At 56.4% G+C, this 13,780-nt stretch carries 8 protein-coding genes and 1 rRNA gene; all 9 read left to right on the forward strand.

Features of this window, described 5'->3' with window-relative positions; genetic code table 11:
• Positions 1-62, forward strand: a 16S ribosomal RNA gene (locus tag KO088_RS08465); the annotation flags it as partial.
• Positions 63-608: 546 nt separating this feature from the next.
• Entirely contained in the window at positions 609-1,883 is a 1,275-nt protein-coding gene (locus KO088_RS08470) for an O-acetylhomoserine aminocarboxypropyltransferase/cysteine synthase family protein (protein WP_215494374.1), read from the forward strand.
• Position 1,884: 1 nt separating this feature from the next.
• The gene (locus KO088_RS08475; protein WP_215494375.1) at positions 1,885-2,847 is read left to right on the forward strand and encodes an alpha/beta fold hydrolase; all 963 of its coding nucleotides are present in this window, start codon (positions 1,885-1,887) and stop codon (positions 2,845-2,847) included.
• Positions 2,844-5,276 carry an aspartate kinase gene (locus KO088_RS08480; RefSeq protein ID WP_215494376.1) on the forward strand — a complete coding sequence of 811 codons (2,433 nt, stop codon included), beginning with the start codon at positions 2,844-2,846 and terminating at the stop codon, positions 5,274-5,276. Before KO088_RS08475 ends, KO088_RS08480 begins: the two co-directional genes overlap by 4 nt.
• Before the next feature lie 411 nt (positions 5,277-5,687).
• Positions 5,688-6,248: a hypothetical protein gene (locus KO088_RS08485; RefSeq protein WP_060935030.1), complete on the forward strand. Its 561-nt coding sequence runs from the start codon at positions 5,688-5,690 to the stop codon at positions 6,246-6,248.
• A 58-nt stretch (positions 6,249-6,306) separates the two neighbouring features.
• The gene (locus KO088_RS08490; RefSeq protein ID WP_215494377.1) at positions 6,307-7,677 is read left to right on the forward strand and encodes a DUF389 domain-containing protein; all 1,371 of its coding nucleotides are present in this window, start codon (positions 6,307-6,309) and stop codon (positions 7,675-7,677) included.
• A gap of 172 nt (positions 7,678-7,849) precedes the next feature.
• A complete protein-coding gene (locus KO088_RS08495) occupies positions 7,850-8,440 on the forward strand; it encodes a hypothetical protein (RefSeq protein WP_215494378.1) in 591 nt (196 codons plus the stop codon).
• 379 nt (positions 8,441-8,819) lie between these two features.
• Positions 8,820-10,712 (forward strand): molecular chaperone DnaK, encoded by a 1,893-nt coding sequence (gene dnaK, locus KO088_RS08500; protein ID WP_215494379.1) that lies wholly within the window; start codon positions 8,820-8,822, stop codon positions 10,710-10,712.
• 469 nt (positions 10,713-11,181) lie between these two features.
• The gene (gene gyrA, locus KO088_RS08505; RefSeq protein ID WP_215494380.1) at positions 11,182-13,776 is read left to right on the forward strand and encodes a DNA gyrase subunit A; all 2,595 of its coding nucleotides are present in this window, start codon (positions 11,182-11,184) and stop codon (positions 13,774-13,776) included.
• Positions 13,777-13,780 lie beyond the last annotated feature (4 nt).

Raw genomic sequence — 13,780 nt, forward strand, 5'->3', positions numbered from 1 at the left:
TGACTGGGGCTAAGTCGTAACAAGGTAGCCGTACCGGAAGGTGCGGCTGGAACACCTCCTTTCTGGAGTTCTGAAAATGGGCTTTAGTATAGTTAGTGTAGTATGTACGTAAGAGATGAGTTAGGTGGTTTTTCTGAATGTGCGTACTCGCTTCTGCTGTCGATATCTTTTCTTCTCACCCATCGCGAGGCGGTGACTGGCTATCCAGCTGGTCACCGCCTCGCTTCGTTATATACCCTTGGCCAATATGACGGCTTCACGCGAGACACACTGCGTGCGTGTCATACGTGAGGGCTGGGGGAGTCTCTACATTATATATAGCTCCTGCGAGATGGGAGGTTTGGCGCGTAGTTAATTTTTATTACCTTTGCTCCAAAGAAACTCAAGAAGAGAAGTATTAGATGAAGCGTACAACGTACATGATGTCCATGATGATGATGATGCAGATGATGTCTGCGTCGGGCTCGTCACATCTGTACTTCGCATAGTCGAATCTCCAAGATATTACGTAAGCCCGCTGCAGTCCATGATTGCAGCGGGCTGTGCTTTTATAGCGCCTCCCCATTTATTCCCCATTACTATTCACCCCACAAACAACGACGAAGACAATGAGCAAGAACGTATCTACCCTGGCCCTCCACCACGCTTTCGATCCAACTGCAAACTGCGGCTCCACTGCAGTGCCCCTTTATCAGGCGAATGCCTTCGCTTTTGATAGTACTGACCACGCTGCTGGGGTCTTTGACCTGCAGATCCCTGCCTACCTCTATACCCGCCTCAATAACCCCACGACCGATGTCCTTGAGCAGCGCCTGGCAGCCCTCGAAGGTGGTGTCGGTGCCATCGCTACGGCAAGTGGCATGAGCGCTATCGCTACGACGATCTTCACCCTGCTGCGTGCTGGTGACCATATCGTAGCCTCCTCCAGCGTCTACGGCGGTACATACAATCTCTTGAGCGTCACGCTGCCCCGCCTCGGTATCACGACTACCTTCGTCGATGCCCAAGATCCTAAGAACTTCGAGGCAGCTATCCAGCCCAATACCAAGCTCGTCTACACTGAGACGCTGGGTAACCCCAAGCTCGACTTTGTCGACATCGCCGCTGTAGCTGATATTGCTCATACTCACGGCCTCCCCCTCGTCGTGGACAATACGCTGACGCCTGTGCTCTGCCGACCCATCGATCATGGTGCTGACATCGTGATCTACTCGCTGACGAAGTACTTCTGCGGTAATGGCACGGCGATGGGTGGTGCAGTGATCGACTCGGGTAAGTTCGACTGGACGAATGGTAACTTCCCTGACTTCACCGAGCCCAGCCCAGGCTATCACGGCCTGCGCTACAGCGAGACGTTTGGCCCTGCTGCCTTCATCGTCCGTGCTCGTGTCGAAGGGCTGCGTGACCTCGGTAGCTGCCTGAGTCCCTCGAATAGCTTCATCTTCATCCAGGGTCTTGAGACGCTCTCGCTTCGCATCCAGCACGCTTCGAAGTCGGCACTTGAGATCGCTCGTTGGCTCCAGAGCCAGCCTGAGGTCGCTTGGGTGAACTACCCTGGTCTGGAGTCGGATCAGCATCATAAGATCTGCGACCGCTACCTCAAGGGAGGCTTCGGCTGTATCATCACCTTCGGTCTGAAGGACGGCTATGAGGCTGCTAAGAGCTTCGTCGATAATACGGAGATCTTCCGCATCGTGGCTAACCTCGGCGACACGAAGTCCCTCATCATTCACCCCAGCAGCACGACGCACCGTCAGCTCTCCGAGGAGCAGCAGCGCTCGGCAGGTGTCACCCCCGACTTGGTGCGCCTCTCCATCGGCCTCGAAGGTATCGAAGACCTCAAGGCAGACCTGGCTCAAGCACTGAAGAAGGCGACGAAGTAAGATGCTGCACGAAGTCTCTATCCCCGACTTTCGCTCCGAGCGAGGAGAGTCTTATCCCGAGGTCGTACTGAGCTATGAGGTGGCTGGTCCACCTCTTAGCTCGGCGCCTCTGGTCCTCGTATGCCACGCCTTGACGGGCAACTCTACCGTCACAGGCGACGAGGGCTGGTGGAATAAGCTCATCAGCGAGGAGGGCGCTATCTCACCGACGCACTACACGATCCTCTCCTTCAATATCCCAGGCAACGCCTATGACGGGCGCGAAGCGGACGACCCCGAGGCCTTTGAGTTACGTGATGTCGCTCGTCTCTTCCTCCTCGGTCTAGAGGCACTGGGAGTGAAGGAGGTCTATGCCGTCATCGGGGCTTCGATGGGTGGAGCGCTTACGTGGCAGATAGCTTATCTCGCCCCAACGCTGGCGAAGCATATCTTCCCCATCGCTTGCGACTATCGTGCTTCGGACTGGCTACTTACGCAGACGCTTATCCAGAAGCAGATCCTCGCGCACTCCTCGCACCCGCTGGAGGATGCACGCATCCATGCGATGTCGTGCTACCGCACGCCTCAGTCGCTCAATGTGCGCTTCGCTGCTCAGCGTGATAGTCGGGGTACAGGCTCAGGGCAGTACGACGTCGAGAGTTGGCTCCTCTACCATGGTGATGCCTTGGCACGCCGCTTCAAGCTCTCGGCCTACCATGTGATGACGCACCTGACCTCGACTATCGGGGTCTGCGAGGAGGTAGAGGCGCTTGCATGCATCCGTTCGGCCATCCATCTGGTCTCCATCGATAGTGACCTCCTCTTCACCCATGACCGTGCCGAAGCGACCTATGAGGCACTGCGTGCGCTGGGTGCGGACGTGAGTCTCGCTGTCATCCACTCGATCCATGGGCACGATGCCTTCCTCATGGAGTACGAGCAGCTCAATCATATCATCCGACCTTACTTTCCTACTCACGCATGAAGATCTTGAAGTTCGGGGGGAAGTCCCTGGATAATGGTAGCGGCATCTTGACGGTGCTGGATATCATCATCGATAACTATCGCGCTGGCGAAGCTCCCGTCGTCGTGGTCTCAGCGCGCGGTAAGAGCACTAATGCCCTGCTCGCTCTCGCGGAGCAGGCTTGCGCTGGTGAGCCCTACGAAGCAGCCCTCCAAGCCTTCTGGGAACATCAGTGTCAGGATACCACGCTTCGCTTCGAGGCAGAGCGTGTGCAGCTGGAGCGCCTCCTCTCGGGGATCTCGCTCTTGGGCGAATGCTCTCCTCGTACTGCGGATGAACTCGTGAGCTATGGCGAAGTCCTCTCGTCGCAGTATGTCGCTCAGGCGCTCAAGGACCGTGGCTACGAAGCCGTGGCGATTGACTCGGGTGACTTCCTCGTGACGGATGCCCACTACGGATCGGCTTCGGTCTTTACCGAGGCTTCACGGGAGCGCTGTCGTGCGCTCTTCGCTGGGCTTCCCGCAGGAGTGATACCTATCGTCACGGGCTTCATCGCTCGTGATGAGGCTGGGCGTCGCACGACGCTTGGGCGCAATGGGAGCAACTACAGCGCAGCGCTCTTGGCGAACTTCCTCGAGGCTTCGCTGATGGAGAACTACACGCATGTCGATGGCATCTATACGGCCAACCCCAGTGTCGTAGCCGAAGCACGTAAGATCGACGAACTCTCCTATGCCGACGCGGCGGAGCTATCGCAGTTCGGCGCAGAGATCCTCCATATCAAGACGATTGAGCCGCTGCAGGAGCGGGGTATCCCACTGCGTGTGCTCAATACCTTCAGTTATGGTGAGGAGTCGAATGGGACACTCGTCACGGCCCATCCACGGGATAAGGTCGTGCGTGCGCTGGCTTCGCTCTCGGGTAAGGCGCTCATCCACTTCGAGGGGCGCAATATGCTTGGGCGCTCGGGGATTGATGCACGCATCTTCCGCTCGTTCGAGGCCGCAGAGGTGAGTGTCAGCCTCATCGCTCAGGGTTCTACGGAGCGTGGTACGGCGATTGTCGTCGACGAGGAGGAGGCCGACCGCGCAGTGGAAGCCCTCGTGCAGGAGTTCCACCACGACCTCGAGACTGGTCATGTGACTAAGATCTATGCGGAGAAGGGGCTGGCAGTGGTCGCCATCATCGGGCTGAACTTATTGGAGTTCGACCGCCCCTATCGTGCTCTTGTCCGCAACCGCATCCTGCCTATCCTCCTCAGCAACTCGGTGCCGGAGAATACCCTCTGCCTCCTGGTGCGTGATGATGAAGAGCGTGAGAAGGCGCTGAAGGTCATCCACGGCGAGCTCTTTGAGCGTCCCAAGCGCATTCATCTGGCGGTCATCGGTCACGGTACGGTCGGTGGTGCTTTCATCGGGCAGATTATCCAGCAGCGTGAGCTCCTCATCGCACAGAAGAATATCGACCTACGCATCTTCGCTATCGCAGACTCACGCCATCTTCTGCTTAGTCCTTCGGGTGTGGAGGCAGATTGGGCGACCGAGCTGGAGCGTGCTCCCTTCTCGGGTGACCTTGCCGAAGCAATCATCAGCTACGGACAGCGTCAGGCGCTGGAGAATATGATCCTCGTGGACAATACCTCGTCCCCTGTCATCGCTTCGCACTACGCACGCTATGCGGCTGAAGGCTTCGATATCGTCTCCTCGAATAAGAAGGCGAACATCGCACCCTATGCCGACTACAGCTACCTGCGGGATACGCTCCAGCGTCACCGCCGTAGCTATCGCTATGAGACGAATGTCGGTGCGGGCCTCCCGCTGATCGACAACCTCAAGCTCCTGCACCTCTCGGGCGAACGGATCACACGCATTCACGGGCTCTTCTCGGGAAGTCTCAGCTATATCTTCAACCGCCTCACCGAGGAGCCCGAGCGTTCGCTCCGCTCCATCGTCGAGGAGTCGGCACGTCTTGGTCTCACTGAGCCTGACCCGCGCGAGGACCTCAGCGGGGAGGATGTAGCGCGCAAGGTGCTCATCCTCGTGCGTGAGCTGGATGTACCCGCCGAACTCTCGGATGTTCGCTGGGAGAATCCCGTGCCCGAGGCCTTGCGCTCGCTGAGTCTGGAGGACTTCTGGGCGCGCTTTGGTGAGCTGGAGGCTTCCATCGAAGCGCTACGTGCTACGGCTAAGCCCGATGAAGTACTCCGCTATGTCGGGGATATCGTCTGGGATGATGTGCGTCAGGAGGCGACGCTCTCGGCGGGGCTCCGTCTCGTCTCCCGTACGTCGCCACTGGGGCGCGTGAGTGGTGCTGATAGCTGCTTCGAGATCTACACGGAGAGCTATGGTAGCCAGCCCATCGTCATCCAAGGGGCCGGAGCCGGTGCTGCCGTCACGGCACGTGGTGTCTTCGGCGACGTCTTGCGCTTGGCAGAGGGCTACGAGAGCTAATAGCCCCACATTCGCCCGCTCTCGATAGAGGGCGGTGCAGTACCTTACTATTTCTTGAGGGTGCGAACCAATGTAGGTTCGCACCCTCTTCCTATATGAGTACGTGGGTAGAGCTATATAGGATGGCGAAGAATGCTATATAGCTTTGTGAAGTAACCTCTATTAGGTTGTTGCTCTGCGTAGGGATAAAAGTTGTGGAGGAGTGGCAGATAAGTTTGGGCTACGTACGTGGTCCTAATATCTACGTACGTGGATATTTGGACTGACGTGCCTGGTCTTTAAGACTACGTACATAGACAGAGGAAAACCACTACGAGAAGGCGCTTTTCTCTTCAAGAGAATGGTACTTTTTCTCTGCTGGGGTGAATGCCGTATCTTTGTGAACCCTAATTCATTATTTAGCAGAAGACGATGAGCGAACAGGAAGCCTACCTCGAGCAATATACAAGTGAACTTCAGCCCCTCTTACTGCAGCTTGCACAGCAGGAGGGGTTTCTTCGTGGTCCCCTCTTAGAGACGGCAGACCTCGACGAGCTGTGGCCCGCGCTGGCACAGCCCTATATGGCCAGTGCCGTGCCCGACTTCGAGCAGTACCCGCTGGTGTCGCTCGGCTGGATGACCTTCGTCGGTATGGCGATGGCCGTGCTGTGGGATGAAGACTGGCAGCGCTATCAGCCACTGGGTAGTGCGCTCTATACGCAGCTCCGTGATGCACGCGGCTGGGATGAGCTGGACGAATATGTGCTCGAGGATGTCCTCGGGATGCTACGCGGCTCGGAGGAAGCCAAGCGCTATACCGACTTGGTGCGTCGCTTGGCAGAGCTGGCGCTTACGCAGCTTCGTCATGAGAATGCCGAGCCATCGAGTCCCATGGCATTCCAGCTCTATGCACGTACGCTCTTCGGTCTCTATCGCATCGGAGTAGCGCTGGGCTTGGCACGCTTGGGCTACAAGCTGACTCAGGCTAACTAAGCTGGGTGGGGGAGTGTGCTCCCCGAAAGTCAAAGTCACTATAATAAATACAGAGTATATGAATACGTTCGATCGAATAAGAGTTTATTTCAATCTACGCCCTAATCTGGATGAGGAGCAGGTGATCATCGAGGAGGTGACCCGTGGGGTGTCCTTCCGTGGAGCTAATCTCTGGATCCTTATCGCAGCGATCTTCATCGCTTCGCTCGGTCTCAATGTCAATTCGACTGCTGTCATCATCGGTGCGATGCTCATCTCCCCGCTCATGGGACCTATCATCGGGATGGGGCTCGCTGTGGGGACGAATGACCTTGACCTGCTGAAGCGCGCGCTGAAGAACTTCAGTATCGCTACGCTTATCAGCGTACTCACCGCTGCGATTTACTTCTTCATCAGTCCGCTGGAGGAGGCACAGTCGGAGCTGCTGGCACGTACTACGCCGACGATCTATGACGTACTCATCGCTTTCTTCGGTGGTGCTGCGGGGATCATCGCCCTCTCGACTCGTGGCCGCGGAGGGAATGTGATCCCAGGGGTCGCTATCGCTACGGCACTTATGCCTCCGCTCTGTACGGCGGGCTATGGACTGGCGACGGGGCAGCTGAACTTCTTCTTCGGGGCCCTCTATCTCTTCTTCATCAATACAGTCTTCATCGGCTTGGCGACAGCTCTCGGGGTGCGAATGCTACGCTTCCACTACCATGAGTTCATCTCCCCTGAGCGAGCTAAGCGCGCCCGAAATATCCTGATGCTCATCGTCATCGCGACGACGATCCCTGCGGTCATTATGACGATCAATATCATCCGCACGAGTATCTTCGAGAATGGACTTCGCCGCTTCATCTCCTCAGAGCTGGAACAGCCCGGGACGCAGATCCTCTCCTCAGGGACAGATGCTACGACGAAGGAGCTACGCGTCATAGCCGTAGGGCGTGCGATCACGGAGGAGAAGCAGAGGTCAGCATCGGAGAATATGGAGCACTATGGTCTCGGTGGCTATCAGCTCTCAGTGATTCAGGGGGGAGCTTCGGATAGCTTGCTGGCGCTCAGTAGTCAGCTGGCGCAGCGCGCCTACAGTCAGGAGAGCGAGCATCAGAAGCTCCTCGAGCTCTCGGCTGATAATGCAGCGCTTACCCAGCAGCTCAATGCCTATACCCGATGCGAGGAGGTGGCTGAAGCTATCCGCCCCGAGCTGGCGGTACTCTTCCCTGCCGTGCGCTCGCTGAGCTTAGCACGTACCGTCGAGGTGCAGCGTGACACGACTGCTACCCGTCGCTTCGTCACGGCGGTCTTTGCTGTAGACGACTCGAAGAGCTGGACTTCGGCCGATGCCACTCGCTTCCAGGAGTGGCTCAAGACACGTCTCTCGGGAGATAGCATTGTCCTGCTCCCTCGCACGCAGGCTGCTACTACGGCAGCTCGCCGATAAGGCTATCCCTTACCCGCCTCTTTGCGTAGAAGAGGAAGACAGTCCTCCCAAGCGGTATGCGCCGCTTGCTTGGGAGGACTGCTGTATATGGGTGAGCTATCCGCTCGTTGGGCGGTCTTTTGTACCTTTGCCCTACCATCTAACATTATTCATCCAAACTACTGTAGTAGCTATGAAATTACAAACTCTACGTGCTTGGGGCCGTCGGGCGCTGGTCGCTCTTCTCTTAGGCTCCGCTACTCCTCTTGTCGCACAGCAGTATTTCCCCAATGGAGATCCCTCTACGCCCGACGAACACGGTGCGCGCTGGGTCTTCGGTGGGCTCGTCTCCTTCTGGCAAGACAATAAGGCCAAGACTACGACATTCGACTTCTCCCCTGAGGTTGGCTACCTCTTCAATGAGAATTGGGGCCTCGGTGTCGTCGGGACCTACCAGTATCAGAAGGGGAATGGTGAAAGCGAGAGTCTCTGGGCACTACGCCCCTTTGCTCGCTACTACTATATGCACCGCGGGCCTTTCAACCTCTATCTTGATGGTGGCTTCGGCTTCTCTACCTCTGGCGGTGTGAAGGGCTGGGAAGTCGGTCTGCGCCCTGGTGCGTGTGTCGACCTGACCAAGGGCCTGTGCCTGTGCCTGCGTCTTGGCTTTATCGGCTATCGTGATAAGTTCGGTGCTGGTGAAGAAGCCGGCCTCTCTTCCTCGGGCTTCGGCTTGCGCTTCGCTCCCGAGGAGCTGCAGATCGGTCTCGAGCTGGAGCTGTAATTATACTCCTCCCTCATTGAGTACAGCGCGCCCCAGTGCTGATAGGTAAGTCCTGTCACACTGGGGCGCGCTGTATCTATACGCGGGGTAGAAGGGGCAGATGAAGAGAGTATGCCAGCCTCTCTGTAGTATAAATGACACGATGTGTTTAGGTGAGTGTGACAATTTGGCGTACTCTCGTGGCGTATGCTTTTTGGCATAGCCTTTGACATAAGTAGGGCGTGAGTGTGAGTTGTTAGACTCCTCATAGGTGTCGCCCCTTGACCAAGTGCCTCCCTCAGTGAGGCAGTCGGCAGGCGGGCACCCTACGACGGAGGACGCAGCTGAAGCTCGAAAAGTAGAACAATAACAGAAACAAGATAAAAGACAAAAGAATATTATGGGAAAGATTATTGGAATTGACCTCGGGACTACAAACTCTTGTGTCTCCGTACTCGAAGGGAACGAACCTATCGTCATCGCTAACAGCGAGGGTAAGCGCACGACTCCCTCTGTCGTCGCCTTCATCGATGGTGGCGAACGTAAGGTAGGTGACCCCGCAAAGCGTCAGGCTATCACGAACCCCACGAAGACGATCTACTCGATCAAGCGCTTCATGGGTGAGACCTTCGAACAAGTGAAGGACGAAATCGCCCGCGTACCTTATAAGGTCGTGCGTGGTGATAACGACACGCCTCGTGTCGACATCGACGGCCGTCTCTACACGCCTCAGGAAATCTCTGCTATCATCCTGCAGAAGATGAAGAAGACGGCTGAGGACTACCTCGGTGCAGAGGTCACGGATGCAGTCATCACCGTACCTGCTTACTTCAACGACGCTCAGCGTCAGGCTACGAAGGAAGCTGGTGAGATCGCTGGTCTGAACGTCCGTCGTATCGTCAACGAACCTACGGCAGCTTCGCTCGCCTATGGTCTTGACAAGAGCGACCGCGATATGAAGATCGCTGTCTTCGACCTCGGTGGTGGTACGTTCGATATCTCGATCCTCGAGCTCGGTGATGGTGTCTTCGAAGTACGCTCTACCAATGGTGATACGCACCTCGGTGGTGATGACTTCGACCACGTGATCATCGACTGGCTCGCCGAAGAGTTCAAGGCTGATGAAGGTGTAGACCTCCGTCAGGATCCTATGGCTATGCAGCGTCTGAAGGAAGCTGCTGAGAAGGCTAAGATCGAGCTCTCCAGCACGACCTCTACGGAGATCAACCTCCCCTACATCATGCCCGTAGGCGGTGTGCCCAAGCACCTGGTGCGTACGCTGACTCGCGCAAAGTTCGAGCAGCTGGCTGACCGCCTCATCCAGGCTTGTGTCGCTCCTTGCGAAACGGCTCTGCGTGACGCTGGCCTCTCTAAGAGCGATATTGACGAAGTTATCCTCGTAGGTGGCTCTACGCGTATCCCTGCTATCCAGGAGATCGTAGAGAAGATCTTCGGTAAGGCTCCTTCTAAGGGCGTTAACCCTGACGAAGTCGTCGCTGTCGGTGCCGCTATCCAGGGCGGTGTCCTGACGGGTGAGATCAAGGATGTCCTTCTTCTCGACGTCACGCCTCTCTCTCTCGGTATCGAGACGATGGGTGGTGTCATGACGCGCCTCATCGATGCCAATACGACGATCCCCACGAAGAAGAGCGAGATCTTCACGACGGCTGTCGACAACCAGCCCGAGGTAGAGATCCACGTCCTGCAAGGTGAGCGTTCACTGGCTAAGGACAACAAGAGCATCGGTAAGTTCAAGCTCGAGGTAGCTCCCGCCCCTCGTCAGACGCCTCAGATCGAAGTGACCTTCGATATCGACGCTAACGGTATCCTCAACGTCACGGCTCTCGATAAGGCTACGGGCAAGCAGCAGAAGATCCGTATCGAAGCTTCCAGCGGTCTCTCTGACGCTGAGATCCAGCGTATGAAGGACGAAGCTGCTGCTAACGCTGAAGCTGACAAGAAGGAGACCGAGCGTATCACGAAGCTGAACCAGGCTGATAGCCTCATCTTCCAGACGGAAAAGCAGCTGAAGGAATTCGGTGATAAGCTCTCCGCTGACAAGAAGGCTGCTGTCGAAGCTGCCCTTGCTAAGCTCAAGGAAGCTCACTCGGCTCAGAATATCGAAGGTATCGACGCTGCTTCTGCTGAGGTACAGGCTGCCTTCCAGGCTGCAAGCGAAGAGATGTACAGCCACGCTAACGCTGCTGGTGCTGCTGATCCTGCCGCTGGTGCCTCCTCCTCTCAGCCTGCTGGTGACAACATCACCGATGCTGACTTCGAAGAAGTGAAGTAAGACTCTCTTACTCCCGTCGCTGACGGGTGAAACGGATAAAGGCGAAGACGCCACTGTCCTCCCCCTTGTGGGATGGGCAGTGGCGTCTTCTTTTCTACTGCCCTCGTGGAGAGGCAAAACGAACCAGTACTGGTCGACGCAGCGACCAGTACTGGTCACATATAGTTACCAGTACTGATCCGAAGCGTGACCAGTACTACTTCCCTCGGTGACCAGTACTGGTCACTTTTGCGCCCTCGTAGATGCTTGCACCAGAGGTCTATATGCGGGCGTCGGTTTTCGCTGGGGATGGGCTGATGCGCTTCTTCGGGTGAGGTAACCTCCCTCGTCGGCTGATGAGTAGGTGTATAAGGCTCGGATCCCTTGTGGCGATGCGGGTCGTTTGCTCAAAAAGTAGTATCTTAGAGCCTTGGTAGTAGGTGCCTTTTGGCCGTTACTATCAAGGCTAAACTTACTTTTCAAAATAAGAATGCTGGATCGAGAAGACAGAATTATAGACATCAACATCGAGGATGAGATGAAGACTGCCTACATAGACTACTCTATGTCGGTCATCGTCTCACGTGCTCTACCCGATGTGCGTGATGGCTTCAAGCCCGTCCACCGTCGTGTACTCTATGCGATGAACGAGGATGGGAATACCTATGATAAGCCCACCCGTAAGTGCGCCAGCGCTGTCGGGCAGGTCATGAAGTACTACCACCCACACGGGGACTCCTCTATCTATGGGACGCTTGTACGTCTTGCCCAGCCTTGGAACCTCCGCTATCCTCTCGTCCAGGGGCAGGGGAACTTCGGGTCGATCGACGGGGACTCTCCCGCTGCGATGCGTTACACCGAGTCTCGCCTGAACCGCCTGGCCAGCGAGATGATCCGAGATATCGACAAGGATACGGTAGACTTCCAGAATAATTTCGACGACTCTACTGTCGAGCCCACCGTCCTCCCCGCTCGCTTCCCTAACCTGCTGGTCAATGGGTCAGCTGGTATCGCCGTCGGGATGGCTACGAATATGGCACCGCACAACCTCTCCGAGTCTATCGATGCCTGTGTGGCATACATCGACCACAAGGGGGATATCGATGCCGCTGGGCTGATCAACTATATCAAGGCTCCCGACTTCCCCACGGGCGGGATCATCTACGGCTATGCCGGGGTGCGTGAAGCCTTCGAGACCGGTCGTGGCCGTGTCGTCATCCGCAGCCGCTGCGAGATCGAGGAGCACAACAACCACGAGCGTATCATCGTCACCGAGATCCCCTATCAGGTCAATAAGAGCGAGCTGGTCAAGGCGATCGCTGATCTGATCAACGACAAGAAGATCGACGGGATCTCTGGTATCGCAGACGAATCAAACCGTAAGGGTATCCGTATCGTCATCGACATCAAGCGTGATGCGAACTCAGGCGTAGTGCTGAACAAGCTCTACAAGATGAGTGCACTGCAGAGCTCTTTCAGCATCAATAATATTGCGCTGGTGAAGGGCCGCCCTCAGCTGCTGAACCTTCGTGACCTCATTGAGCTCTTCATCGAGCACCGTCACGATGTCGTCTACCGCCGTACGCAGTTTGAGCTGCGCAAGGCCGAGGAGCGTGTCCATATCCTCGAGGGCTTGATCATCGCTGTCGACAATATCGACGAGGTCATCCGCATCATCCGTGCTGCCAGTGAGCCTCAGGAAGCTATCGAGAAGCTTATGGAGCGCTTCTCCCTCTCGCTCATTCAGGCGCGTGCCATCGTGGATATGCGTCTGCGTGCCCTCACCGGTCTGGAGCGTGAGAAGCTGAAGGAAGAGTACGCTGCTCTGATGCAGGAGATCGAGCGCTTGAAGGCTCTCCTCGCTGACAAGGAACTGCGTGCACAGCTCATCCGCGAAGAGCTCCTTGAGATCAAGGAGAAGTATGGTGACGAGCGCCGCAGCGAGATCATCTACACGGCTGAGGAATTCAACCCCGAAGACTTCTACGCTGATGACGATATGGTCATCACGATCTCCCACCACGGTTATATCAAGCGTACTCCGCTCTCCGAATTCCGCTCACAGGCTCGTGGCGGTGTCGGTGCTAAGGGTAGTGATACGCGCGACGAAGACTTCATCGAGTACATCTACTCGGCTTCGATGCACGAGACGATGCTGCTCTTCACCCAGATGGGCCGCTGCTACTGGCTCAAGGTCTATGAGATCCCCGAGGGCGCTAAGAACGCTAAGGGCCGTGCCCTGCAGAACCTCCTCAACATCGAGGCAGGCGACCGCGTCAATGCCTTCATCCGCGTGAAGAACCTGACGCGTGATACTGAGTTCGTGAACTCGCATTACCTCATCTTCTGCACCAAGCGCGGTACGATCAAGAAGACCCTCCTCGAGGCGTACTCTCGTCCTCGTGCCAACGGGGTCATCGCCATCAACCTCGTCGACGATGACCAGCTGGTCGGTGTCGGCCTGACCGATGGCAATAGCGAAGTCCTCATCGCGAACCGTAACGGTCGCGCTGTCCGCTTCAACGAATCTACTGTCCGCGCTATGGGCCGAAATGCCACGGGTGTACGCGGTATGACGCTCGATGCTGACGGCCGTGATGAGGTCATCGGTATGATCACCGTACCTCAGGATACCGAGGAGACCATCCTCGTGATAAGCGAAAAGGGCTATGGTAAGCGTTCTCTTGTAGAGGACTACCGTATCACGAATCGTGGCACGAAGGGTGTCAAGACCCTCAACATCACCGATAAGACGGGTGAGCTCGTAGCTATCCGTCCCGTCACCGATGAGCACGACCTGATGATCATCAATAAGAGTGGTATCACGATCCGTGTCCACGCTCGTGATATCTCCGTCCAGGGTCGTGCTACGCAGGGCGTGCGCATCATCGATCTGAAGAAGCGTGGCGATGAGATCGCTTCCGTCTGCCAGGTCCTCACCGAGGAAGACTCCGACGAGGAGGCTTTTGATGCAGAGTCTCTCCCCGAAAACGAATCCGCAACTCCAATCAGAGAAGAAGAGGGCACCAAGAGCGAGCTCCCACAAGAGCTCATCGACAGAGCCCTCGCCGAAGACAATCAATAACAAG

The organism is Porphyromonas bobii (assembly GCF_943169685.1).
Taxonomy (GTDB): domain Bacteria; phylum Bacteroidota; class Bacteroidia; order Bacteroidales; family Porphyromonadaceae; genus Porphyromonas; species Porphyromonas pasteri.

What these genes read in the sequence shown, in the direction of transcription:
- KO088_RS08480 (WP_215494376.1), top strand. Translation starts at nt 2,844, where the DNA reads ATGAAGATCTTGAAGTTCGGGGGGAAGTCCCTGGATAATGGTAGCGGC.
- gyrA (WP_215494380.1), top strand. Translation starts at nt 11,182, where the DNA reads ATGCTGGATCGAGAAGACAGAATTATAGACATCAACATCGAGGATGAG.
- dnaK (WP_215494379.1), top strand. Translation starts at nt 8,820, where the DNA reads ATGGGAAAGATTATTGGAATTGACCTCGGGACTACAAACTCTTGTGTC.
- KO088_RS08485 (WP_060935030.1), top strand. Translation starts at nt 5,688, where the DNA reads ATGAGCGAACAGGAAGCCTACCTCGAGCAATATACAAGTGAACTTCAG.
- KO088_RS08475 (WP_215494375.1), top strand. Translation starts at nt 1,885, where the DNA reads ATGCTGCACGAAGTCTCTATCCCCGACTTTCGCTCCGAGCGAGGAGAG.
- KO088_RS08490 (WP_215494377.1), top strand. Translation starts at nt 6,307, where the DNA reads ATGAATACGTTCGATCGAATAAGAGTTTATTTCAATCTACGCCCTAAT.
- KO088_RS08495 (WP_215494378.1), top strand. Translation starts at nt 7,850, where the DNA reads ATGAAATTACAAACTCTACGTGCTTGGGGCCGTCGGGCGCTGGTCGCT.
- KO088_RS08470 (WP_215494374.1), top strand. Translation starts at nt 609, where the DNA reads ATGAGCAAGAACGTATCTACCCTGGCCCTCCACCACGCTTTCGATCCA.